Annotated in this window: 24 protein-coding genes; 18 read left to right on the top strand and 6 right to left on the bottom strand. The window is 67.4% G+C overall.

Going from position 1 to position 24,007, the window contains the following annotated elements; translation table 11 throughout:
• Positions 1-263: 263 nt before the first annotated feature.
• From ACMGRF_RS03705 to ACMGRF_RS03645, 13 genes are all read left to right on the top strand, one after another.
• Entirely contained in the window at positions 264-848 is a 585-nt protein-coding gene (locus ACMGRF_RS03705) for a hypothetical protein (protein WP_049416396.1), read from the top strand.
• A gap of 183 nt (positions 849-1,031) precedes the next feature.
• Entirely contained in the window at positions 1,032-1,478 is a 447-nt protein-coding gene (locus ACMGRF_RS03700; protein WP_414485643.1) for an N-acetyltransferase family protein, read from the top strand.
• Between the two features lie 191 nt (positions 1,479-1,669).
• Complete coding sequence (mqo, locus tag ACMGRF_RS03695; protein ID WP_100477724.1) at positions 1,670-3,358, top strand: malate dehydrogenase (quinone); 1,689 nt, start codon at positions 1,670-1,672, stop codon at positions 3,356-3,358.
• Between the two features lie 358 nt (positions 3,359-3,716).
• On the top strand, positions 3,717-5,924 hold the full coding sequence (locus ACMGRF_RS03690) for a TonB-dependent siderophore receptor (protein WP_414485642.1): 2,208 nt from the start codon (positions 3,717-3,719) through the stop codon (positions 5,922-5,924).
• Between the two features lie 158 nt (positions 5,925-6,082).
• Positions 6,083-7,726, top strand: a complete 1,644-nt coding sequence (gene mdcA, locus ACMGRF_RS03685; RefSeq protein ID WP_049414211.1) for a malonate decarboxylase subunit alpha — start codon at positions 6,083-6,085, stop codon at positions 7,724-7,726.
• Positions 7,727-7,736: 10 nt separating this feature from the next.
• Positions 7,737-8,057 (top strand): malonate decarboxylase acyl carrier protein, encoded by a 321-nt coding sequence (gene mdcC / locus ACMGRF_RS03680; RefSeq protein ID WP_134708956.1) that lies wholly within the window; start codon positions 7,737-7,739, stop codon positions 8,055-8,057.
• On the top strand, positions 8,054-8,962 hold the full coding sequence (locus ACMGRF_RS03675) for a biotin-independent malonate decarboxylase subunit beta (RefSeq protein WP_049414207.1): 909 nt from the start codon (positions 8,054-8,056) through the stop codon (positions 8,960-8,962). The genes mdcC and ACMGRF_RS03675 overlap by 4 nt, the downstream gene beginning before the upstream one ends.
• 2 nt (positions 8,963-8,964) lie before the next feature.
• Positions 8,965-9,669: a biotin-independent malonate decarboxylase subunit gamma gene (gene mdcE, locus ACMGRF_RS03670; protein ID WP_049414215.1), complete on the top strand. Its 705-nt coding sequence runs from the start codon at positions 8,965-8,967 to the stop codon at positions 9,667-9,669.
• Positions 9,662-10,303, top strand: a complete 642-nt coding sequence (gene mdcG / locus ACMGRF_RS03665) for a malonate decarboxylase holo-[acyl-carrier-protein] synthase (RefSeq protein WP_049414204.1) — start codon at positions 9,662-9,664, stop codon at positions 10,301-10,303. Before mdcE ends, mdcG begins: the two co-directional genes overlap by 8 nt.
• Positions 10,300-11,157 (top strand): triphosphoribosyl-dephospho-CoA synthase MdcB, encoded by an 858-nt coding sequence (mdcB, locus tag ACMGRF_RS03660; RefSeq protein ID WP_049414202.1) that lies wholly within the window; start codon positions 10,300-10,302, stop codon positions 11,155-11,157. The genes mdcG and mdcB overlap by 4 nt, the downstream gene beginning before the upstream one ends.
• Complete coding sequence (mdcH, locus tag ACMGRF_RS03655) at positions 11,154-12,074, top strand: malonate decarboxylase subunit epsilon (RefSeq protein WP_049414201.1); 921 nt, start codon at positions 11,154-11,156, stop codon at positions 12,072-12,074. Before mdcB ends, mdcH begins: the two co-directional genes overlap by 4 nt.
• Positions 12,075-12,179: 105 nt before the next feature.
• Positions 12,180-13,547, top strand: a complete 1,368-nt coding sequence (locus ACMGRF_RS03650) for an SLC13 family permease (RefSeq protein ID WP_414485640.1) — start codon at positions 12,180-12,182, stop codon at positions 13,545-13,547.
• Between the two features lie 105 nt (positions 13,548-13,652).
• A complete protein-coding gene (locus ACMGRF_RS03645; RefSeq protein WP_049414197.1) occupies positions 13,653-14,372 on the top strand; it encodes a GntR family transcriptional regulator in 720 nt (239 codons plus the stop codon).
• 92 nt (positions 14,373-14,464) lie between these two features.
• Here ACMGRF_RS03645 and ACMGRF_RS03640 read toward each other — a convergent pair whose 3' ends face one another.
• Positions 14,465-14,797, bottom strand: coding sequence for a hypothetical protein (locus tag ACMGRF_RS03640; RefSeq protein ID WP_414485639.1), 333 nt, complete (start codon positions 14,795-14,797; stop codon positions 14,465-14,467).
• Between the two features lie 152 nt (positions 14,798-14,949).
• On the opposite strand from ACMGRF_RS03640, the gene ACMGRF_RS03635 reads away from it, so the two are divergent.
• On the top strand, positions 14,950-15,897 hold the full coding sequence (locus tag ACMGRF_RS03635; protein ID WP_414485638.1) for a nucleoside hydrolase: 948 nt from the start codon (positions 14,950-14,952) through the stop codon (positions 15,895-15,897).
• A gap of 4 nt (positions 15,898-15,901) precedes the next feature.
• Here ACMGRF_RS03635 and ACMGRF_RS03630 read toward each other — a convergent pair whose 3' ends face one another.
• The 5 genes from ACMGRF_RS03630 to ACMGRF_RS03610 form a co-directional block, all read right to left on the bottom strand.
• Positions 15,902-17,161, bottom strand: coding sequence for an MFS transporter (locus ACMGRF_RS03630; RefSeq protein ID WP_414485637.1), 1,260 nt, complete (start codon positions 17,159-17,161; stop codon positions 15,902-15,904).
• A 184-nt stretch (positions 17,162-17,345) separates the two neighbouring features.
• The gene (locus tag ACMGRF_RS03625) at positions 17,346-18,659 is read right to left on the bottom strand and encodes a sensor histidine kinase (RefSeq protein WP_099495243.1); all 1,314 of its coding nucleotides are present in this window, start codon (positions 18,657-18,659) and stop codon (positions 17,346-17,348) included.
• Positions 18,656-19,396, bottom strand: coding sequence for a response regulator (locus tag ACMGRF_RS03620; RefSeq protein ID WP_005415664.1), 741 nt, complete (start codon positions 19,394-19,396; stop codon positions 18,656-18,658). The genes ACMGRF_RS03625 and ACMGRF_RS03620 overlap by 4 nt, the downstream gene beginning before the upstream one ends.
• A gap of 57 nt (positions 19,397-19,453) precedes the next feature.
• Positions 19,454-19,999: a redoxin family protein gene (locus ACMGRF_RS03615; RefSeq protein WP_099495242.1), complete on the bottom strand. Its 546-nt coding sequence runs from the start codon at positions 19,997-19,999 to the stop codon at positions 19,454-19,456.
• 3 nt (positions 20,000-20,002) lie between these two features.
• Positions 20,003-20,797 carry an alpha/beta fold hydrolase gene (locus tag ACMGRF_RS03610; RefSeq protein WP_049416535.1) on the bottom strand — a complete coding sequence of 265 codons (795 nt, stop codon included), beginning with the start codon at positions 20,795-20,797 and terminating at the stop codon, positions 20,003-20,005.
• A gap of 338 nt (positions 20,798-21,135) precedes the next feature.
• On the opposite strand from ACMGRF_RS03610, the gene ACMGRF_RS03605 reads away from it, so the two are divergent.
• The 4 genes from ACMGRF_RS03605 to ACMGRF_RS03590 all read left to right on the top strand — a co-directional run bounded on the left by ACMGRF_RS03605 (position 21,136) and on the right by ACMGRF_RS03590 (position 23,982).
• On the top strand, positions 21,136-21,780 hold the full coding sequence (locus ACMGRF_RS03605; protein WP_111191509.1) for a DoxX family protein: 645 nt from the start codon (positions 21,136-21,138) through the stop codon (positions 21,778-21,780).
• A gap of 96 nt (positions 21,781-21,876) precedes the next feature.
• Complete coding sequence (locus ACMGRF_RS03600; RefSeq protein WP_134708962.1) at positions 21,877-22,353, top strand: EF-hand domain-containing protein; 477 nt, start codon at positions 21,877-21,879, stop codon at positions 22,351-22,353.
• Positions 22,354-22,409: 56 nt separating this feature from the next.
• Entirely contained in the window at positions 22,410-23,255 is an 846-nt protein-coding gene (locus ACMGRF_RS03595; protein ID WP_049438582.1) for a DUF692 domain-containing protein, read from the top strand.
• A complete protein-coding gene (locus tag ACMGRF_RS03590) occupies positions 23,248-23,982 on the top strand; it encodes a DUF2063 domain-containing protein (protein WP_049438581.1) in 735 nt (244 codons plus the stop codon). Before ACMGRF_RS03595 ends, ACMGRF_RS03590 begins: the two co-directional genes overlap by 8 nt.
• Positions 23,983-24,007 lie beyond the last annotated feature (25 nt).

The following is a 24,007-nucleotide window of genomic DNA, read 5'->3' as shown; positions in this document are numbered from 1 at the left end:
TCTTGCCCTGCTGCGACAGCAGGGCCTCACTCCGCCCTGATACCACCAAGCCAGCCAAGCGCTGAGAATACCGCGCCTGGTCGCCAGGACGTGGCCAGTCCTCAGCCATGGACGAATCAGGGCGAGAGCGACTTAATCCCCTCCGTCCCTTTTTTCTCCAATCCCCTCCGTCCCTTTTTTCTCCGCTCTTCTGTGCGTGACCGGGGTCCGTTCCGGGGCGCCCGGTTGTGCCAGCATCGCAGCACCCGACACGGAGCGCCGCGATGCAGACCGATCCGCTGTTCCTGCACATCCGGGTGGTGATGGGCATCATCCTCGGCCTGTCGATCACCACCGTGCTCAAGGGCCTGGCGCAGATCATCGAGCATCCGCAGCGCCGCGGCTGCTCGGCCCTGCACCTGGGCTGGGTGGCGTGGACGCTGATATCGCTGGTGACCTTCTGGTGGTGGGAGTTCCGCCTCATCGAGGTGCACCGCTGGACGTTTGAAACCTACCTGTTCGTGATCGTGTACTGCGCGACCTGGTTCCTGCTGTGCGCGCTGCTGTTTCCCGACGACCTGCGTGAATACGGCAGCTACGGGAACTATCTCATGCAGCGCCGGCGCTGGATCTTCAGCGTGATGGCTGCACTGACCCTGCTCGACCTGGTCGATACCGCCATCAAGGGCAGCAGCCGCTGGAAGCTGCTGGGGGCCGCGTACCCGTTGCATGCCGTGTTGATGCTGGCGGTGGCGGTGCTCGGCTGGCGACTGCGCAGCCAACGCACACAGCTGCGCCTGGTGCTGGCAACGCTGGCTTACCAGATCGGCTACTTCGCCGTGGAGTACTTCACCGTCGGCAGTGACTGACCGGGGTGCAAGCACCTGCTGAGAGCCTTTCACTGCCACGCCGCCGGGCGACATCGGCATCAGCGGCACCGATCCCCCTATCCCTGCTGCTGCGGGGCCTCCATCCAATCTCCATCAACCCTACACATCGATTCCATGCGCCATGCAGATACTGAGTGGCCGATCACCGCAAGGATGCCCTGCATGCCTGTATTCGTCCGCGACGCCCGCCCCGAAGATGCCGCCGCCTGCATCGACCTGCGCGGGCGCACCCGCGAGAACGCCTTCAGCGCGCCCCAGCTTGCGGAACGGGGCATCACGGTGGACAGCTGGGCGGCCGGCATCGCCCAGGGCGATTCGATCGGCCGCGTCGCCTGGGACGGCGAGCGCATGGCCGGCTACTGCTTCGCCGACCGCGACAGCGGCGAGGTGCTGGTGCTGGCCCTGCTGCCGGACTACGAGGGCCGCGGCATCGGCCGCCAGCTGCTGCAGGACGTGGTCAGCCTGACCCGCGATGCCGGCCACCAGCGGCTGTTCCTGGCCTGCTCGGCCGACCCGCGTTCGCGCTCGCATGGCTTCTACCGCCGCCTGGGCTGGCGCCCGACCGGCGGGGTCGATGAGGCCGGCGACGAGATCCTTGAGCTGGTCTGATCCCACCGCCGCCGGGCGTCGCCTGCCGCCCATGTGAAAGCGCCACGAAACGTCGGATGCTGCGTTGCATCAAAAAAGGACCGGATCCGGTTAGAATCGCGGATGGATGCTGCAAGGCGTTGTTTCTTCACGCCCTTTCCCTGCCCCACGCGCATCCTGACCCCTTCCCCTCCGCCAACGATCCCGCCCCCATGAAGAAATTTGGCAAGGCTCTCCTCGCCCTGCTCGTGCTGCTGTTGCTGGCCGCCGCGCTGTTCCTGTACTGGCCGCTGACCCAGCGCTCGGTGCCCGCCGCCAGCAACGACAAGCCCGTCGACGTTGTGCTGGTCGGCGCCGGCATCATGAGCATCACCCTGGCCACCTACCTGCAGGAACTGCAGCCGGACTGGAACATCCAGGTCTACGAACGCCTCGACGGCGTCGCCGGTGAAAGCTCCGACGGCTGGAACAACGCCGGCACCGGCCATTCGGCCTTCGCCGAACTGAACTACACCCCGGAACTGCCCGATGGCAGCATCGAGACCAAGCGCGCGGTCGGCATCGCCGAATCGTTCGAGGTCTCGCGCCAGTTCTGGTCGCACCAGGTCAAGGAAGGCCGCCTCAGCCGGCCCAGCGACTTCATCAACCCGACGCCGCACATGAGCTTCGTCTGGGGCGATGACAACATCGCCTACCTGCACAAGCGCCAGCAGGCGCTGGTGAAGAACCCGCTGTTCTACGGCATGCAGTACTCTGAAGATCCGGCGCAGATCAAGCAGTGGGCCCCGCTGCTGATGGAAGGCCGTGACCCGAAGCAGAAGGTTGCCGCGACCTGGATGCCGCTCGGTACCGACGTCAACTTCGGTGTGATCACCCGCCAGCTGACCGCCGGCCTGCAGCGCAGCCCGAACTTCAGCCTGCACCTGAACCATGAAGTGACCGCGCTGCGGCAGAACGCCGACAAGAGCTGGAACGTCACGGTGAAGGATCTCAAGGCCGGCACCGAAACCACCACCCACACCCGCTTCGTCTTCATCGGTGCCGGTGGCGCCGCGCTGAAGCTGCTGCAGATGTCGGGCATTCCGGAATCGAAGGACTATGCCGGCTTCCCGGTCGGTGGCCAGTTCCTCGCCTTCCAGGGCCAGGACGTGACCTCGCGCCATGGCGTGAAGGCCTACGGCATGGCCGAGACCGGTTCGCCGCCGATGTCGGTGCCGCACCTGGATGCACGCAAGCTGGACGGCAAGCCGGTGGTCCTGTTCGGGCCGTTTGCGCTGTACAGCACCAAGTTCCTCAAGCACGGCTCGTGGTGGGACCTGTATTCCTCGGTGACCCACAACAACGTTGGCCCGATGCTGGAAGTGGGCAAGGACAACCTGGACCTGGTGCAGTACCTGATGGGCCAGGCGCGCCTGAACGATGCCGACCGCCAGGCCGAGCTGGTCAAGTACTTCCCCAATGCCAAGCCGGGCGACTGGAAGCTGGTGACCGCCGGTCAGCGCGTGCAGATCATCAAGCGAGACCCGCTGAAGGGCCCGGTGCTGCAGTTCGGCACCGAGATCGTGACCGACAAGGACCACACCCTCGCCGCCCTGCTCGGCGCCTCGCCGGGTGCGTCGACCTCGCCGCCGATCATGCTGGACCTGATGGCCAAGGCCTTCCCGGAGCAGATGAAGGCCGGCTGGGAAACCCGCCTGCGCGAGATCGTGCCGTCGTACGGGCGCAAGCTCAACGACAGCCCGGCGCTGGTGAACGAGATCCGTACGCTGACCAGCCAGACCCTGCAGTTGCCGTACCTGGAGGTGCCGGTGGATGCGAACGCGGCATCGCCCGCTGCGGCCACGGTGCCGGCACAGGCCAAGGAAAAGCGCAACGCCAATGAGGAACTGCAGGCGCTGTAAGCCCGCACGTTCCTTTCGATGCAAACGGACGGCCACCTTCGGGTGGCCGTTCGCGTTTGTGCGGTGACAGGTCGGATCCCTCCCGCACGTGAGGGCTCTGACCTGCGCCTGAGCACCGGGGATGGGGCCAGGGCCCATTGCCTCCGTCTACGGGATCCGACCCCGGCCCAGCCGCTGCCATGCGCCTGGAAGCCCTTCCTCAATGACACGAATTGTAATGTTGTTAAGAATTATTTACATTTGCACCCCGCGCAGTGACCGCGCGCCTTAGCAGCCGGACCTGACCGTGCCCGAAGCCGCCGCCCGGGTGCCGGACGACTGTTGCCGCCCTTCCCCGCCTCCACGCTCCGAGCCGCCCATGTCCCCGAATTTCCCCAATCGCCAGCCCCGCCGCGCGCTGCTGCCGGCCGCCCTGCTTTCGTCGCTGACCGTGCTGGGCGCGCCCAGCGCGTTCGCCGCCGCCGAAGGCGCCGCCGACGCCAAGACCCTTGATCGGGTCAGCGTGCGTGCCGAGCAGTCCGCTCCGCCGGCCAGCACTACGCGCCTGCCGATCACCCTGCAGGAAACCCCGCAGTCCGCCACCGCCATCAGCCTGCAGCGCCTGCAGGACGAATCACTGTTCAGCATCAACGATGTGATGCGCAACGTGACTGGCGTCAGCGTGTCCTTCTATGACACGCAGCGCCCGCTGTACTACGCGCGCGGCTTCGCCATCACCGACTTCCAGGTCGACGGCATCCCCACCTACAGCGGGTCCACCAACCAGGAATACGACACCGCCTTCTACGACCGCATCGAAGTGATCCGCGGTGCCAACGGCCTGCTCAGTGGCGCTGGCGTGCCGTCGGCCACGGTCAACCTGCTGCGCAAGCGCCCCGGCAAGGAATTCGACGCGTCATTCGCGGTCAGCGCCGGCAGTTGGGACTTCCGCCGCATGGAAGCCGACGTGACCGCGCCGCTGACCGATGATGGCCGTTTCCGCAGCCGCGTGGTCGCCGCCTACACCGACCGCGGGCTGTACTACGACCGTTACGACGAGAACAAGATGGCCGGCATGGCGGTGCTTGAAGGCGATGTCACCGACAGCACCACGGTCACCGTCGGCTACCAGACCCAGGACAACAACCCGACCGGTTCGACCTGGGGCACCGTGCCGTTCTTCGACAACCAGGGCAATTTCGCCCATCTGCCGCGCTCGACCAACCTGTCGCCGAAGTGGAGCTACTGGAAGCGCGAGAGCAACACCGCCTTCGCCAACCTGGAACAGCGTTTCGGCGACAACTGGCTGTTGAAGATCAACACGGCCTACACCCGCGGCAACGTGCAGAACGTGCGCCTGTACGGCACCGGCAACCCGGACCCGGTGACCGGATCGGGCATCTACCTGCGTGCCGCCGCCGGTGATTCGAAAGACACCCGCCGCAATGTCGATGCTTATCTGACCGGCAGCTTCCCGCTGTTCGGCCGCGACCACGACCTCACGGTCGGCGCCCAGTGGTCGGATCTGGAAGGGACCACGAACACCGTGGCGCTGAACTTCCCCGGCGACTGGGCAACGTGTGTCAGCGCCACGGGTGCACGCGAGCACTGCTACTACATCCCCAATGTGTACTCCTGGAACGGCGACATTTCCGAGGTGACCTACACTCGCACCGGCGCACGCCGTGTAGCGAAGACCACGCAGAGCGGCGTCTATCTGGCCACCCGCCTGCACCTGGCCGATCCGCTGTCGCTGATCGCCGGTGCACGCCTGAGCCGGTGGGAAACCCTCACCCGCTCCTACAACGCCGCCGGCGCCTATACCGGCACCAGCGGTGCGTACAAGGTGAGCGATGAAGTCACTCCGTACGTGGGCCTGGTCTACGAGATCACCCCGAACGTGTCGGCCTATGCCAGCTACACCGAGATCTTCAATCCACAGAACTACAAGGACCGCAACGAAAACCTGCTGGCGCCGGTGCAGGGCTCGAACCTGGAAGCGGGCATCAAGACGCAGTGGTTCGATGGCCGCCTGACCGCAAATGCCGCTGTGTTCGAGGCCAAGCAGGACAACTATGCTGTGCGTGACATGGGTGTGCCGGAGGGTTCGCTCAGCGACGGCACCTCGGCCTACATCGGCGTCAACGGTACCAAGGCGCGTGGCTGGGAGATGGACATCAACGGCGAGATCCTGCCGGGCTGGACGGTCAATGCCGGCTACACCCACGTCAAGGTCACCCGCGCCGCCACCGACCTGCTGTACGCCAACCCGCCCAAGGATCTGCTGCAGCTCAACACCCAGCTGCAGCTGCGCGGTGCGCTGGAACGCCTGAGCGTTGGCGGTGGCCTGCAGTGGCAAAGCAAGGTGCAGGGCTACAACATCGCCTACCCGCTGGGCGGCACGGTGACGGTGAACCAGCCGGCGTACATGCTGGTGCAATTCAATGCCAACTACCGCATCAGCGACAGCTGGACCGCAACGCTGAGCGTGCGCAACGCGCTGGACAAGACTTACTGGGCCAACCTGGACTACAACAACTACGGCGAGCCGCGCTTCGTGTCCGCCAGCCTGCGCTGGAAGTTCTGAGGCACCTGCGAACCGGTGGGTGCCGACCGTTGGTCGGCCCACCCCACACCCTGAATGGGCCCGCCTCCGCGCGGGCCCTTCCTTTTTTGCTGCACTGCAGGTTGTACCCACTTCGTAATTATGCCGTAATTATCCCAACACCCGTCGGAAGCCGGTCAATGAACCCGAGCTGGGATACGTTGGAACGCAGTCGCCAGGCCCGCCTGGAACGTGCCGCGCCGTGGGCCCGGGGACGCGAGGTCGCCACCAGCGACGTCGGCAAGTTGCTGCACGCAGTGCTGGAGCCAGGCGACAAGGTCTGCCTGGAGGGCAACAACCAGAAGCAGGCCGATTTCCTCGCCCAGGCGCTGGCCGACCTCGACCCCGCCCGCGTGCATGATCTGCACATGGTGCAGTCGGTCCTCTCACTGCCCTCGCACCTGGACGTGTTCGAGCGTGGCATCGCCTCGAAACTGGATTTCTCGTTCTCCGGCCCGCAATCGGTGCGACTGGCCAACCTGGTAGCCGAAGGGCGCATCCAGATCGGTGCCATCCACACCTACCTGGAATTGTTTGGCCGCTACTTCATCGACCTGACCCCGCGCGTGGCCCTGGTGGCCGCACAGGCCGCAGATCGGCACGGCAACCTCTATACCGGCCCGAACACCGAAGACACGCCGGTGATCGTCGAGGCCACCGCCTTCGGTGGCGGCATCGTCATCGCCCAGGTCAACGAGATCGTCGACAGCCTCCCCCGCGTCGATATTCCTGCGGACTGGGTCAACTTCGTGGTGCAGGCGCCGAAGCCGAACCATATCGAGCCGCTGTTCACCCGCGACCCGGCGCAGATCTCCGAGATCCAGGTGCTGATGGCGATGATGGCCATCAAGGGCATCTACGCCGAGTACGGCGTGAATCGTTTGAATCACGGCATCGGCTTCGATACCGCCGCCATCGAACTGCTGCTCCCCACCTACGCCGAATCGCTCGGGCTGAAGGGAAAGATCTGCCAGCACTGGGCGTTGAACCCCCACCCGGCACTGATTCCGGCGATCGAATCGGGCTTCGTCAGATCGGTGCATTCGTTCGGTTCGGAACTGGGCATGGAGAAGTACATCGCCGCGCGAGGCGATGTGTTCTTCACCGGCGCCGATGGCTCGATGCGTTCCAACCGCGCGTTCTCGCAGACCGCCGGCCTGTATGCCTGCGACATGTTCATCGGTTCCACACTGCAGATCGACCTTCAGGGCAACAGCTCCACCGCCACCCGCGACCGCATCGCAGGCTTCGGTGGCGCGCCGAACATGGGTTCCGATGCACGTGGCCGGCGCCATGCCAGCGACGCCTGGATCAAGGCCGGCCAACAGGCCGCGCGCCCTGGCGAGATGCCGCGCGGGCGCAAGCTGGTGGTGCAGATGGTGGAAACCTTCCGCGAGCACATGGCACCGGCCTTCGTCGATCGCCTTGATGCCTGGGACCTGGCCGAACGCGCGAACATGCCGCTGCCGCCGGTAATGATCTACGGCGACGACGTCAGCCATGTGCTGACCGAGGAAGGCATTGCCAACCTGCTGCTGTGCCGCACCCCTGAGGAGCGCGAACAGGCGATCCGTGGCGTGGCCGGCTATACCGCCGTGGGCCTGGGCCGCGACCGCGCGATGGTGGAAAACCTGCGCGACCGCGGCGTGATCCGCCGTCCCGATGACCTTGGCATCTCCGTGCGCGATGCCAGCCGTGACCTGCTGGCGGCGCGTTCGGTGAAGGACCTGGTGCGCTGGTCCGGCGGTCTGTACGACCCGCCCAAGCGCTTCCGCAACTGGTAAGGGGCTGAGCATGGAAACCCTCGACTATCGATTCGAAGGACACACTGCGGTGCAGTTCCCGCGCGAAGCGGTGCTGGTCGGCGTGCTGGCCTCGGGCAACCTGGAAATCCTGCTGGAACCCGCTGCGCTGGAAGGCGCGATGACGGTGCGCATCATCACCGCCGCGAAGGGCTTCGGCAGCGTGTGGCAAGCGGTGATCAACGACTTCGCACAGCGTCATCCGCTACGCGATGTACGCATCTCGATCAACGATGCCGGTGCCACCCCGGCGGTGGTCAGCCTGCGCCTGGACCAGGCCGTGGAAACCCTGCTGGCCGGAGGCGCGCCATGAACCACGTACAGCGCCACAGCTACTACGAGGCCGATGCGCGCGAGCGCATCGCCGGGCTGGTCGACGCCGGCTCGTTCCACGAGTTCCTCGGCCCGGCGCGACGGATGATGAGTCCGCACCTGGCCCAGCTCGACCAGCCGGCCGCGTTCGACGATGGCATCGTCGTCGGCGAGGCCAGGCTGCAGGGCAAACACGTGCTGCTGGCCGCACAACAGGGTGAATTCATGGGCGGAGGCGTGGGCGAAGTACATGGCGCCAAGCTGACCGGGCTGCTGCGCCGTGCGGCGCACACCCGCCCTGACGGCGTGCTGCTCCTGCTCGATACCGGCGGTGTGCGGCTGCACGAAGCCAATGCTGGGCTCATCGCCATTTCCGAGATCATGCGCGCCACTCTGGACGCGCGTGCAGCGGGCGTGCCGGTGATCGCGCTGATCGGCAGCGGCAACGGCGCCTTCGGTGGCATGGGCATCGTTGCTCGTTGCTGCGGCATGGTGATCATGTCCGAGGAAGGCCGGCTGTCGCTGTCCGGGCCAGAGGTGATCGAAACCGTACGCGGCGTGGAAGAGTTCGATTCCCGCGACCGCGCACTGGTCTGGCGCGTAACGGGAGGCAAGCACCGCTACCTGATCGACCAGGCACAGGTGCTGGTGCCCGATGCCATCGAGGCGTTCGCGCAAGCGGCATTCAATGCGCTGCAGCCGGATACCAGCAGTACCGATCCGGATACTGCACTGGCCGCGCTGCAGCAACGCCATCTGGCATTGAAGGCGCGCGTGCAGGCCTGGAGCGATTGCCGCGATGGCCTGGAAATCTGGGCGCGGCTGGGCATTTCCCACCCCGAACGCCTGCCACTGCTCGACACCGATGAATTCCTCATCGCCACCGCCGACCGGAGCCTGCCATGAGCATGCCGTTGCAGACACTGCTCGATGCCCTGTTTCCGCATGGGCATGCCGTTGCGGTGAACGATTCGGTGCTGACCGGCAGCGCCACCACCGACAACGGCGACGTGACCGTGATCGGCACCGCCGACAAGCTCGAGGTGGGCGTGGACCATGCACTGGCACTGGCCGAAACGGTGCTGGCCAGCACCGCCGCGCATCCGCAGCAACCGATCGTGATGCTGGTCGACACCGCCGGCCAGCGCCTGGCACGCCGCGACGAACTGCTCGGCATCAACGGCTGTTTCGCGCACCTGGCGCAGACGCTGGATCTCGCGCGTCGACGTGGCGCGCGACTGGTCACGCTGGTCTACGGTGAATCCGTCAGTGGCGGCTTCCTCTCGTTCGGGCTGATGGCCGACCACATCCACGCCCTGCCGGATGCGCAGGTGCGGGTGATGGACCTGCGCGCGATGGCCCGGGTGACCAAGCAGCCGCTGGATAAACTGCAGGCGCTGAGCCAGACCTCACCGGTATTCGCACCGGGCGTGGAGAACTACGTGGCGATGGGTGCGGTGGAATCGCTGTGGGAGGGCGATCTTGCCCAGCACCTTCTGCAGGCCCTGCGCACGCCCGCCGATGGCGACCGCCGCGCCCTGCGCGGAGCCGAACGTGGCGGGCGCATGCTGGCCGCACGCGTGGCTGAAGCGGTGAGCCAGGGCGATGCCTGAGCGGCTGCCCCGCCATACGCTGGTCTGGCTGTCAGCGCACGCCGGCTGGCAGGCGGACATCGCCGCGCATGAGTCGCGCCTGGCCGACTGGTTTGCACAGGGCCGCCCGGCCATCGTCGCGCGGCGTGCCGCCGACGATGCCGATCCACGCCTGCGTCTCGGCGTGCCGCTGCCGCCCGCCGAGGGCAAACTGCGCCTGGCCCTGCGCGTGCCGGCACGCGATGTGCTGCGCACCACGCCGCCGCCGGCACTTCAGACGGTGCTGAAAGGCGACATTCCACAGGACTGGCGGCGGCCCCTTGAAGTGCTGCAGAACATCGCTGAGGCGCGCGTATTCGGTGCCTTCGCGTGGCAGCACCTTACTGGCCTGCGCTATGTGCACGCGCGCTCGGACGTCGATCTGCTGTGGCCGATCGACACCACCGCGCAGGCCGATGCCCTGGCTGCACGGCTACAGGCATGGGAAGCCGAACACGACCGGCGGGTCGATGGCGAGCTGTGCCTGGGCCGCGACGCCGCCGTGAACTGGCGGGAGTACGCCGGACGCAGCCGCGAGGTACTGGTCAAGCGCCTCGATGGTGCCGCACTGGAACTCCGCGATGCGTTGTTCGCCTCCGCCGGGGTGAGCGCATGAACGCCGTCGTGCAATCGGCAGTCAGGCCGGCAGCTGCCGTGGACAGCGCGCGTCTGGGGCGCCTCGCCGTCGCCAGCCTGCATGCGGAGCTGGCGCTGGCACCCAAGCCCGGACTGGTCACACCATTCGACAGCGGCAGCCATCACGACATGGACGCCGGCACGTTCCTGCGCAGCCTGTTCGCACTGCGCCACTACTTCACCGCCGTGGCCCGCCTCGGTGCCGCCGGGACGGACTTCGACGCCTTGCGCCGGTGTGGCATCGCCGCCGAGATCGCGATGCTGCGCGCGACCGCCGGCGTCAATACCCATCGTGGCGCGGTCTTCAGTCTCGGCCTGCTGGTGGCGGCCGCCGCGGCCTGTCGCTCCCGCTTGGGCCATGCCGCCACGGGTGAGCAGGTCTGCCAGGAAGTGTGCCGCTGGTCTGCCGAACTCGCCGACGCACCCCTGGATGCGAACAGCCCTGGCCAGCGCGCTCGCGCCCGGCATGGCGTGCAGGGGGTGCGCGAACAAGCAGCCGCTGGCTACCCGCTGCTGCGCGAAGTGGCGCTGCCTGCCCTGCGCCACGCAGTGGCCAACGGACTGCCGCGCGAGGCCGCGATGTGCCAGGCCCTGATGCAGCTGGTCGCATGCGTGGATGACCTCAACCTGCTGCACCGTGGCGGCGCCGACGGCCTGCGCTGGGCACAGCGACAGGCGCATGGTTTCCTCGACGGCGGCGGTGCGTTCGTGCCCGGCTGGCAGGCACGCCTGCACGGCATCGGTGAGCGCTTCGTCGCGCGCCGCCTGAGTCCCGGTGGCAGTGCCGACCTGTTGGCCTGTGCCTGGTTCCTGCTACAGCAGGAGGACGCATGAGCCTTGCCCTGCTCTGCTCCGGCCAAGGTGCGCAGCATGCGGCGATGTTCGACCGCGTGCGCGATCTTCCGACCGCACGCCATACCCTTGATGTGGCCAGCACGGTACTCGGCCGCGATGTGTTTTCCGCCGCTGCGGCCGACGACCGTTTCGACAATGCGCAGGCGCAACCACTGCTGTGCGCGGCCACTCTGGCGCAGTGGCAGGGGCTGCGCGACAACGTGCCAACGCCGACGCTGGTCGCCGGCTACAGCATCGGCGAGTTGGCCGCGCATGCCATCGCCGGCAGCTTCGATGCGACCACCTGCCTTGCCCTGGCTGCGCAGCGCGCGCAGTTGATGGACGGCGCCAGCCCCGCCGATGCAGGCCTGCAGGCCGTGCTCGGCCTGGAACGCCATGTACTGCAGCCGCTGTGCGATCTGCACGGTGCGCACATGGCCATCGCCAACGGGCAGGACCATTTCATCGTGGGCGGCACGCACGCCTCGTTGCTGCGGCTAGCCGATGCAGCGCAGGCGCAGGGTGCGGACATCCGTCCGCTGCCGGTGAACGTGCCTGCACACACACCGTTGCTGGCGGCGGCGGTAGCACCGTTTGCTGCCGCACTCGATGCCTCGCCACTGCAGGCCCCACGCCTGCCGCTGCTGGCCGGCATCGATGCGCGACCGGTGCGGGATCGCGCAATGGCGGTCCACACGCTGTCGGCGCAGCTGGCGCAGACCATCGAATGGGCGCAGGTGATGCGCCAGGCCTTCGAGCGCGGCGCGCGGGTTTTCCTGCAGCTGGGCCCGGGCAACGCGCTGGCGCGCATGGTCGCACCGGCCTATCCGTGCTGCGAAGTGCGCGCGGTGGAAGAGTTCCAGAGCCTGGAAGGCGCCGCGGCGTGGGTCCGCAGTGCGCTGGAGCGGCTGCAGTAACGGGTTCGAGCAGTACGTATCACGCATCACGCAGTACGTCGCCTTACCCCGGGGATGGCGGGTCTCCATCCGCGCTGTACGTGAGTCACGTGTCTGGGAGGGCGCATGAGTCCACAAATCGCAACGATCATCGGTCTGGTGATCATGTTCATCGTCGCCACGGCGATGCCGATCAACATGGGCGCGGTCGCCTTCGCGTTCGCCTTCATCATCGGTGGGCTGTGGGTCGACATGGGCGGCAAGGAGGTCCTGGCAGGCTTTCCCGGCGATCTGTTCCTGACCCTGGTCGGCATCACCTACCTGTTCGCCATCGCGCAGAAGAACGGCACCATCGACCTGCTGGTGCACTGGGCTGTAAAAGCCGTGCGCGGCCATATCGTGGCCATCCCGTGGGTGATGTTCGTGATCACCGCGGTGCTCACCGCGTTCGGTGCGCTGGGCCCGGCAGCGGTCGCGATCATCGGCCCGGTCGCGCTGCGCTTTGCCAAGCAGTACAACATCAACCCACTGATGATGGGCCTGCTGGTCATCCATGGCGCGCAGGCGGGCGGCTTCTCGCCGATCAGCGTGTACGGCAGCATCACCAATGGCGTAGTGCAGAAGGCCGGGCTGGAAGTGACCGAGATGGCGGTGTTCCTGACCAGCCTGGGCTTCAACCTCATGATGGCGACGATCTGCTTCTTCGCCTTCGGTGGCATCGCCCTGCTGCGTCGCGGCTCGATCACCGCAGCAGGAACGATCGGCAATGCCGAACTGGCGATGGCCGGTGGCCCGCAGGCGTCGTCGCGCCAGTTCGCGATCGAAGGCCATGGCGCGCTGGTCGCAGCAGGCGGCGGCACGCTCAGCAATGATCCGGCGGCACTGGATGCGGTGGGCCTGACCAGCGAACGGTTGTTCACCCTGATCGGCCTGCTCGGCCTGGGCGTGGCCGCGCTGATCTACAACCTCAACGTCGGTCTGGTCTCGATCACCGTGGCGGTGGCACTGGCGCTGCTGTCGCCACAAAGCCAGAAGGGTGCGGTCGATGGCATCAGCTGGTCCACCGTGCTGCTGATCTGTGGCGTGGTGACCTACATCGGCGTGCTGGAACATGCCGGCGCGGTGGACTTCATCGGCAATGGTGTGTCCGACATCGACATCCCGCTGCTGGGTGCACTGCTGGTCTGCTACGTGGGTGGCATCGTCTCTGCATTCGCCTCGTCGGCCGCGGTGCTGGGCGCCACGATTCCGCTGGCGGTACCGTTCCTGATGCAGGGTCACCTCAGCGCCGCCGGCGTGATCTGCGCGCTGGCGGTGTCGTCCACCATCGTCGATGTCAGCCCGTTCTCCACCAATGGCGCACTGGTGGTGGCCTCGGCAGCGAAGGAAGAGCGCGAAACCCTGTTCCGCCGCTTTCTGGTCTACAGCGGTCTTGTGGTGGCGCTTGGACCGCTGCTGGCCTGGCTGGTATTCGTGGTGCCCGGCTGGATGTAACCACCCAGCGGTAGTGCCGGCCGCTGGACGGCAATCTCATGAAGCCATCCAGCGATCACGGGTTGCCGGCCAGCGGCCGGCACTACCTGGCGGTACACTTCCTCCATGGCCATTGCCCCTGCCCCGCGATCACCGAAGAAGCGCGCGCCTCTGTATGAAGAGGTGGCCGACCACGTGCGCGAGCGCATCTACGACTACCGGCTGCCGCCGGGCGAGTGGATCGACGAGCCCGCGCTGTGCGAAGAACTGGGCATCAGCCGCACGCCGCTGCGCGAGGCGTTGAAGCTGCTGGCCGCCGAAGGCCTGGTACAGATCGACGCAGGTCGTGGCAGCCGGGTCACCCGGTTGACGCTGGAAGACCTCAACCAGCTGTTCCCGGTAATGGCCATGCTGGAAGGCCGTTGCGCACACGAGGCGGTCAGGCACATCGATGATGCCGGCGTGCAGCAGCTGGAAGACCTGCATGCAGCGATGGAAACCGCGGCGGCCGAGGGCAACATTGCCGAGTACTACCGCAACAACTACCTGATCCACGAAACCGTGCAGCATTACGCGGGCAATCCGTGGCTGATCCGCATCACCCACGACCTGCACCGCATCCTGAAGATGCATCGCGGCCGCCAGCTGCTGACTCCAGGCCGCACCGCGCAGTCGCTGGCCGAACACCGCGAGTTGATGGAGTGCTTCCGCCGCCGCGACGCGCAGGCTGCCGAACGCACCATGGAACGCCATCTGCTCAGCCAGGGCCAGGCCCTGGCCGCCTATGTGGCAGCGGGCGGGCTGTTGAACGTGCCGGCGCCGTTGCCGACCGAAGGCGGCGGTTGAGCGGATGAGGGTGTCGGCCAGCGGCCGGCACTACCCAGCCGAGGTCACGCCCTGGTAGTGCCGACCGCCGGCCGGCATCCTGGAACATCTCGTCAATCGCCACCACCGCAGCTGCCGCCGTCACCGCTGCCACCGTCGCTGCTGCAGTCGGAGCTGCTGTAGCTGTGATGGCTGTAGCTGTCGCCGGAATGGCCGCCTGGATGGTCGTAGCCACCGCCGAAACTGTTGTCGCCCCGGATCCCGGAGCCATCGGCCGTGGCCACCGCCATGCACAGGATGGCGCCGACCGGCGGCGGCAACCAGACCAGCAGCAACTGCACCGTCCGGCAACCCGCCGACAGCCCATCACGCCTGACGATCACCACGGTGGCCACCACGTTCAGGCCCAGCACCAGCAGGACCAGCAGAAGGGCAACGATCAGCATTCGGCGACTCCATGCCTGGACTGGGGGCATTATGGCCTGCCACCCCGGCAATGGCCCTGCCTGTCATGAAGATGGGACAATGTGGGCGCGCGCCGGCCTGCCCCGTGGCCGCCGGCGCCCCCCGCACCACACGGAAGAAGAAGAACAACAACATGCTGAAAGTCATTTTCGATACCGACCCGGGCGTCGACGACGCCCTGGCCCTGCTGTACCTGCACAAGCACGCCCAGATCGACCTGATCGGTGTCACCACCACCTTCGGCAATGCCTCGGTGGAGTCGACCACGCACAATGCGCTGTACCTGAAGCAGGCCTGGGGCTTTGCCGCCCCGGTCGCGCGCGGCGCCGGTGGCCCGCTGCAGCCGGAAGCCACCCCCGAAGCCTGGCCGGTCCACATCCATGGCCACAACGGCCTGGGCAACCACCCGGTGCCGGCCGAACTGGACGTGGCCGCCGACACGCGCCCCGCCCACCAGCTGATCATCGACCTGGTCCGCGCCCATCCGGGCGAAGTGACCCTGGTCGCGGTCGGCCGCATGACCAACCTGGCCCTTGCCCTGCAGCAGGCCCCGGACATCGCCGGCCTGGTGCGCGGCGTGGTGATCATGGGCGGCGCCTTCCACGTCAACGGCAACATCACCCCGGCCGCCGAGGCCAATATCTGGGGCGATGCCGAAGCGGCCGACGTGGTGTTCACCGCCAGCTGGCCGGTCACCGCGATCGGCCTGGACGTGACCACCCGCGTGGAAATGGACCGTGACGGCCTGGATAGGCTGGCCGCCATCGGCGGCGCCGACGCCGAGCTGGTCCGTGCGCTGTCGCAGGATTACGTGGACTTCTACCTGCAGGCCGGCCACAAGGGCATGGTCGTGCACGACTGCTGCGCGTGCATCGCGCTGACCCGCCCTGAGCTGTTCCAGTTCGAGCGCGCCAGCGTGCGCGTGGCCACCGACGGCGTTGCCAGAGGCATGACCATTCCCAAGCCGGAAGGCCTGGCCTTCGGCCCGAGCGTGTGGGACGGCCACGTGGTGCAGTCGATTGCCACCGGCGTGGATGCGGCTGCGGTACTGGCCGACATAGAGCAGACCCTGAAGGTCTGACCGGCTAGCGCCTGGCCCTGCCCGGGACCGTCTCGGGCAGGGTCCACAGCACCGGCAGCACCAGCACCGCCACCAGCGCGATCATCGCGCCCGGCGCCGCCGCCCAGCCGCTGCGTTCCACCCACCATTGCGCCAGCCACGGCGTCGCACCGCCGAACACCGCCGTGGCCATGGTTACCCCCAGTGCCAGCCCGCTGACCCGGCCTTCGCCGGGGAACTGCTCTGCCGTGGCCGGCGCCGCCACCGCGCTTACACCGCCGGCCACGCAAGCCAGCAGCACCGCAGCCAGCACGATGCCCAGCGCCGTCGCCTGTGCCATCCACGCAAACAGGGACAGCGGCAACAGCGCTGCCAGCACGGTCAGGCCCAACAACACCGGCCGTCGTCCGACCCGGTCCGACAATGCGCCACACAGGGGCGTGATTGCGATCACTGCCACCGCCGCGATCGTCGACAGCCACAGTGCGTCACCCTCATTGTGGCCCTGCGCGTGCAGGAATGCAGGCACATAGGTGATGCCCACGTAGTAGGTGATCGACCCCAGCGCCGAAATCGCGAACGTGCGCGCCACGGCCAACGGATGTTGCTGCAGCACATGCCGCAGCGGTGTGGCGGGAATGCTGCCTTCGCGGCGCTGGCGCTCGAACTCCGGCGACTCGTGCATGCCCGAACGCGCAATCAGGATCACCAGCGCAAGCGCCGCGCCGACGAGGAACGGAATCCGCCAGCCCCAACTGTCCAGCTCCGCGGTGGGCAGCAGCGCGACGGTAAGTGCAGAGATCGCCACCGCCAGCAGGGCGCCCACTTCGCTGGCGGCCGAGGCCAACGAGGTCACCAGGCCGCGTCGGCGCGCCGGTGCGCTTTCCAGCAGGTAGGCCACCACCCCGGTGTACTCACCGCCCACCGAAAACGCCATCACGCAGCGCAGGATCAGCAGCAGCACGCCGGCCGTCGTACCGGCCGTGGCCGCGGTCGGCAGCAGTGCAGTGGTCAGCATCGCCGCTGCCATCAACGCCATCGACGCCAGCAACATCCAGCGCCGGCCCAGGCGGTCACCCAGGTGACCAAAGCACAGCGCGCCCAGCGGACGCATCAGATAGGACACCGCGAAGCCAGCCAAGGTCACCAGCAACGCCTGCTCGCCACCGCCGAAGAACACCCGCGACAGCACCGTGGCGAAGTACAGGTACAGGGTGAAGTCGTACCACTCCACCACCGTGGACAGGCCCGCCACCCACATCGAGCGCTGCCGCGCCGCGGTCATTGCGTATTCGCCTTCAACAGCCTCTATCCCGGTTGGGCAGGTTCCGCGCAGCGTGGCATGGACCGGGTGAAATGCCGGTCATCGGCTGTCGGCTGCGTGCATGCACTGGGTTTCATGACCGGTGAAGCGCTCACCGCCAAGGCCGAAGCAGAAGCATCCTTGCTGGAACGCAAGGCCGGGCAACTCAGCCCGGCAGCTGCAGTTCCGCCCGCAGCCCGCCACCCTCGCGGTTGTGCAACCGCAGCGAACCACCCAGCGACTGCGCCAGCTGCACCGCGATGGCCAATCCCAGGCCAGTGCCCCCGGTATCACGATTGCGCGAGCTTTCCAGCCGGTGGAACGGCGCCAGCACTGCCTGCAGCTGATCCTCGGGAATGCCGGGGCCACGGTCGGAAATGCTGATCCACACCCTTCCGGCCTTATCGCGGCCCGCCTCGATCTCGGCGGCGCCGGCGTAGCGCAGTGCGTTGTCGACCAGATTGCCGACCACGCGGCGCAGCGGCTGTGGCCAGGTCTGCACGACCAGTCCAGCGGGCGCACCGCCAGTGACCGGCTTGCCCATGTCCTCGTAGTCGCCGACCACACTGGCGAGGAACGCGCCCAGGTCCATCGACACCGGCGCGCCAGCGGCAACGTGGCTGCTGCGCGCATAGGCCACGCCCTCACGCACCAGCTGCCCAAGGTGATCGAGGTCGGCCAGCAGGCGCTGCTGGGTGCTGTCTTCGGGCAGGGTCTCCACCCGCAGCTTCATGCGCGTGATGGGGGTCTGCAGGTCATGCGAGATCGCGGCCAGGATCTGCAGGCGTTCACTGACATGGCCACGAATGCGTGCCTGCAGTGCATTGAGTGCGGCCGCCGCGCCGCCCACTTCGGCAGGGCCATCTTCAGGCAGTGCGGGCCCGTCCTTGCCCGGCTGCAGATGCTCCACCGCATGCGACAGCTGTTGCAGCGGGCGCAGGGCCAGACGCACCGCCAGCCACGCGCACACCAGCAGCAGCGCCAGCTGCACCAGCAGCACGGCGGGCAGCCAACGTGCCAGCGGCAGGCCCGACGGGGTGACTTCAATGGTCAAGGGTGTGCCGTCGTGCAGGCGCAGTTCCACCTCGAACCGCTCCGGCAGGCGAGCCAACTGGCGCGCCTGCAACGGATAGCCGTGCTGCAGGCTGTCGTCGATGATCGCCGTGACCTGGCGTGCACGATCGGTCTGCAGCCCTGGTCCGGCCGCGGCCGGGCGCAGCAGATAACGGTAGGTGCGCCGCTCCAGCCGCGGCACCCAGGCCTCACGCTGCTCCGCAGGCAGGTGCTCCAGCAGCGCGACACTCACCGCCACGTCCTCGTCGAGGTTGCGCAGCATCATGCTGCGGGTGGACTGGTAGCGTTCGAAGAACAGCAGGCCGAAGGACAGTGCGTGGGCCAGGGCCAGTCCGCCCAGCAGCACCAGCAGCAGACGCGCCGACAGCGTGCGCGGCCAGCGTGGACGGCGTGCGGCGGTGTTCATTCGTCCGGCCCCAGCAACTGCACCGGTACGCTGAACACATACCCTTCGCTGCGCACGGTCTTGATGTAGGTCGGCTCGCGCGCGTCGTCACCCAGGCGCTGGCGCACGCGGCTGACCAACAGGTCGATAGAGCGATCGAACAGTTCGGCATCGCGGCCCTGGGTGAGGCTGAGCAGCTGGTCGCGGCTGAGCACCCGATTGGCGTGGTCGAGGAACACGCGCAACAGGCGGAACTCGGCGCCGCTGAGCGGATATGCGGTGTCCTGTGCGTCCAGCAGGTGGCGGGCGGTGGTATCCAGGCGCCACTCGCCGAAGGCCAACTGGCGGCCGGCTTCGCTTACCTGCAGATTCGGCGGCAGCATCTGCGTGCGACGGATCACCGCATTGATGCGTGCCAGCAGCTCGCGCGAAGAAAAGGGCTTGGTCACGTAGTCGTCGGCGCCCATTTCCAGGCCGATGATGCGGTCGGTCTCGTCGTCGCGCGCGGTCAGCAGCACCACCGGTACCGCCCGATGCTTGCCGGCGCGCAGGTTGCGGCACAGGCTCAGGCCGTCCTCGCCCGGCATCATCACGTCCAGCACCACCAGATCCACGGCATGGGTATCCATCAGCGCGCGCATCGCGCGGCCACCGTCGGCCTGGCTCACGCGCAGGCCGTTGCGCTGCAGGTAGTCGGCCAGCATCTGGCGGATCTCGCTGTCATCGTCGACGACCAGGATGTGCGGTACATGGTTCATTGCGTTCTCGATGAAGACGGAGGTCAGGGCCGCGCGGCGCGGCCATGGTAGCGCGGCTCAGGGGCTGGCCAGCAGGCGCTGGATCTCGCTTTCGGTACGTGCGTAGTCGCCCTCGCCGTAATGGCGGTAGACCACCCGCCCCTGCCGGTCGAGCAGGTACAGTGCGGGCCAGAAGCGGTTGCCCCAGGCGTTCCAGATCCGGTACTGGTTGTCCTGCACCACCGGCCAGGTGATATCCAACCGTGCGATGGCCTTGCGCACGTTGCCGGGCAGCCCTTCATGGGCGAACTCCGGCGTATGCACGCCGATCACCCTCAGGCCCTGCGGCGCGTAGCGTGCATGCCACTGGTGGACATACGGCGCCACGTTGAGGCAGTTGCTGCAGGTATAGGTCCAGAACTCGACCAGCACGACCTGCCCCCGCAACTGCTTCAGTGTGAGCGGCGAGCTGTTGTGCCAAGGCCCGCCACCGTCGAACCCGGCGGCGGGAAGGGCCTGTGCCGACTGCGCACCGGCCTCCGGGCCGGGCCAGGCCAGCAACAACGCTGCTCCGCCCAGCAGGCCCAGCAGCAACGGCAGTGCGTACCCTCGCAGGGCGGCCATCGTTCAGCCCCCCTGCTCGGCCAGCGGCAGTTCCGCCGGCTTCACCCCCGCCGCTTCCAGGATGCTGTCGGCCACCTGCGCCGGATGCGAAAGCAGCGACACATGGCTGCTGCCGATCGATTGCAGCTGTGCACCGATGCGACGTGCGGTCGCGGCCTGCAGCTGTGGCGACAGCATGCGGTCATCACGACTGAGCACGTACCAGCTCGGCTTGCTGCGCCACGCCGCAACGTTCACCACCTCGCCCAGCGCGCTGGCCTTCAACGGGACCTGCGTGCTGTACAGCAGTGCGGCCGACTTTTTCATCACGTCCGGCGCGAAGTCCTGGGCGATGGCATCGGCCGGCAACGTCAGGTAGCCATCCCTCTCCTGCAGCCGGGCCAGGCCCGGCCCGACCGGGAAGCCTTCGCCCTGTTGCGCTGAAGACTGCCCTGCATCCGGTGCGAAGGCCGCCACGTACACCAGCGCCTGCACCTTCGGGTCATTGCCCGCTTCAGTGATGACCGTGCCACCCCAGCTGTGGCCGACCAGCACCACCTTGCCGGGCGCGGCGGCAATCGCGCGGCGGGTGGCGGCCACATCGTCGGCCAACGAGGTGAGCGGGTTCTGCACCGCCACCGCCGGCACCTTCCAGTCTTGCAGCGTGGTGATGACCTTGCTCCAGCTGGAGCCATCGGCAAACGCGCCGTGCACCAGGATGACGGTGGGCGGTGCAGCGATATCGGCCTGGGCAGCGAAGGCGGGGGCGGCAGCGCTGGCCAGGGCGAGAGCGGCGGCAAGCAAGGAGATACGGATCATGGGTGGCACTCCGGTGTTGGGAGTGGCCATTTCCGCCTGCCGGTGTATCGGCGCTGTTTCTCCGTAGCGCGGAGTTGTACCGGACTGTAGGGCGCAGGCGGGTTTCTACAGTGGGATACATTCGCGCGCCGGGCCAGGCCGGCCGCTACCGGCTGGATATCGTTCCCCGCGCGCGCGCAACGCCCCGATGTGCATCCACGCATCGTCTTTGTATCCGACTGTACGAAACCCCGGTCGCGGCCACAGTCGCTGACAAAACCCCGGGCAACGGCACACGTTGCCGATACCTGCACCGCCTGGAATGGCCTCCATCGACCACTGGCCCGCAGGACACCACCATGATCAGCACCGCCTCTTCCGTGTATACCCCCCGCCTGGACGCCGTCGGCCGCTGGCTCTCGCCACTGGCGCTGCGCACGCTGCTGGCCTGGGAGTTCTTTGAGTCCGGCCGCGAGAAGCTGGGCGGCCAGAACTGGTTCGCCGACCTGGAAGGCCGCTTCCCGTTCCCGTTCTCCACCCTGCCCGCATCGTTGAACTGGCAGCTGGCCACCTGGCTGGAACTGGTGGGTGCGGTGATGCTGCTGCTCGGCCTGGCCACGCGCTCGGTGGCCTACGTCTTCTGGGTGTTGACGGTGGTCGCCATCGCCGCCGTGCACTGGCCCGACCAGTGGAACGGCCTGGGTGAACTCTGGCAGGGCTATGCGATCACCGACCAGGGCTACGGCAACTTCAAGCTGCCGCTGCTGTTCCTGGCCATGCTGCTGCCATTGATCCTCAACGGCGGTGGCGCACTCAGCGTGGACCGGCTGCTGGCCGGCCCACAGCATGCCCCCGTCGGCAGTGACGGCCTGGGCTGGGGCGTCAGCCTGATCGCCCTGTTGCTGCCGGTTGCCGCGCTGTTGCCCGGCATCGGCTTCGGTGGCGCCCTGCTCGGCGGTGTGCTGCTGCTGGGCCATCTGCTGCGCCGTCGCCGCGCCGCCTGAGCCGACTCCCCTGTTCCCGCGCGTTTCGCTTTCCGTCGCCTCTTCGGCGGCGTCCATCCCGCACGCCTGGCGTGCCATTCCCAAGGAGTCACCACCATGTCCGTCTCGACCAAGAACACCCCCTCCTCCCGCCTGCCGCGCATGGGTGCCATCGGCATCGCCCTGGCCGGTGGCCTGCTGCTGGCCGGCCAGGCCGCAGCGATCCAACCGCTGGCGATCAGCGCCGTAGCCATGAGCGCCGCCGCCGAAGGCAAGTGCGGCGAAGGCAAGTGCGGGGCCAACAAGGCCACCGCCGGCAAGCCCGCCGGCAAGGCCAAGGTGGCCGAAGGCCAGTGTGGTGAAGGCAAGTGCGGTGACGCCTCGTTTGCCCGCACCGACCGTGACCACGACGGCAAGGTCTCCCGTGCCGAGTTCAACGCCGTGGCCGCCAAGCGTGCTGCCGAGTTCGACCGCATCGACACCGACCACGACGGTTACATCAGCGAGCAGGAAGCGCACGACTACCTGCGCAGCGTCTACACCGCCAACGGCAAGCCGATGCCGAAGGGCCTGTTCTCCCGCGTTGCCGATTGATCGACGTCCAACCGGCGCCGCCTTCAAGGCGGCGCCCTTTCTCTGGAGCATCCGCCATGTCCCTGCCCCTGCCCTTCAATGCCGCCGGTCTTGGCCTGCGCCGTGGCCTGATCGACGAACTGCTGGCAATGCCGGCCGGTGCCATCGACTTCCTCGAAGTCTCCCCTGACAACTGGATCGGCGTCGGCGGTGCACACGGCGCCGCGCTGCGCCAGCTCAGCGAGCGCCATCCCCTGACCTGCCACGGCCTGTCGCTGTCGCTGGGAGGTCCTGATCCGCTGGACCGCACCCTGCTGGCACAGACCCGTGCCTTCCTCGACCTGCACCAGGTGCAGCTGTACAGCGAACACCTGAGCTACTGCGCCGCCGGCGGCCATGTCTACGACCTGCTGCCGCTGCCGTTCACCACCGAGGCTGTACACCATGTCGCCGGTCGCATCGCCCAGGTACAGGACATGCTGGGCCGACGCATCGCCGTGGAGAACATCTCCTACTACGCCGTTGCCGGCGCGGACATGAGCGAGATCGACTTCATCAACGCCGTGCTCGCCGAAGCCGACTGCGACCTGCTTCTGGACGTCAACAACGTTTTCGTCAACGCCTGCAACAACGGTTATGACGCCTTCGAATTCCTGGCCCGCGTGCCGGCCCACCGCGTCGCCTCGCTGCACGTCGCGGGCCACTTCGATGAAGACGATGGCTTCAAGATCGATACCCACGGTGCCCCGGTGAAAGGCGTGGTCTGGACGCTGTTGCGCGAGGCCTATGCGCGGGTCGGCGTGCGCCCCACGCTGCTCGAACGCGACTTCAACTTCCCGCCGCTGGCGGAGTTGCTGACCGAGGTTGCGCAGATCCGCCAAGCGCAGGTCGAGGCACGTTCACCCGAGGTGGCCCATGGCTGAGTCGCTGGCTACGCTGCAACGGCGCTGGGCCGATCATGTGCGCGACCCAGCAATGGCCGCACCCGACGGCGTCGAGGCGGGCAGGCTGGCGGTTTACCGCCGCCTGTGCATCGACAGCCTGGACACTCTGCTGGCCGGCAGCCTGCCGCGCCTGCAACAGCAGTTGGGCACGCCACGCTGGCGTGACACAGTGGAGCACTACTACGCCCGCCACGCCTGCCAGACCCCGTTGTTCCCACAGATCGCCGGCGAGTTCGCGGCCTGGCTGGCAGTGCAGGACACGCTGGCACTCCCGGCCTGGGCAGCGGAACTGGCGCACTACGAGAGCACGCAGCAGTCGCTGCACATTGAAGCGCGTGACGCCGGGCGGTCGCTGCACCGCGTTCCCGGGGGCAGCGATGTGCTGGCGGTTTCGCCGCTGGTGCGGGTGCTGGGCTACCAGTGGCCGGTGCACGAGGACGAGGCCCTGGAGCCGGTGCTGAGCGCAGCTCCCACGCTGCTGGTGATCCGGCGCCGCGCCGATTTCAGCCTGCAGGTCGAGCAACCGTCACCGCTGGCCTACGCGCTGCTATCGGTCTTCGGTGACGACGGCGCGCCTGTGGATGAGGCACTGCAGGTGCTGTCCGAAACACATGGCATGGCAACGGACGCATTGCGCTTGGCCTGCGTGCCCGTTCTGGGCGAGCTGTGCGCGGCGGGCGTGCTGGTTGCATTGCCTGCTTTCTGAGGTTGCCGGCCAGCGGCCGGCACTA

Source organism: Stenotrophomonas sp. EMP41 (assembly GCF_047495535.1).
Lineage (GTDB): Bacteria > Pseudomonadota > Gammaproteobacteria > Xanthomonadales > Xanthomonadaceae > Stenotrophomonas > Stenotrophomonas sepilia.
Note: the sequence above shows the minus strand (reverse complement) of the source record. Positions and strands in the feature narration are given on the sequence as shown.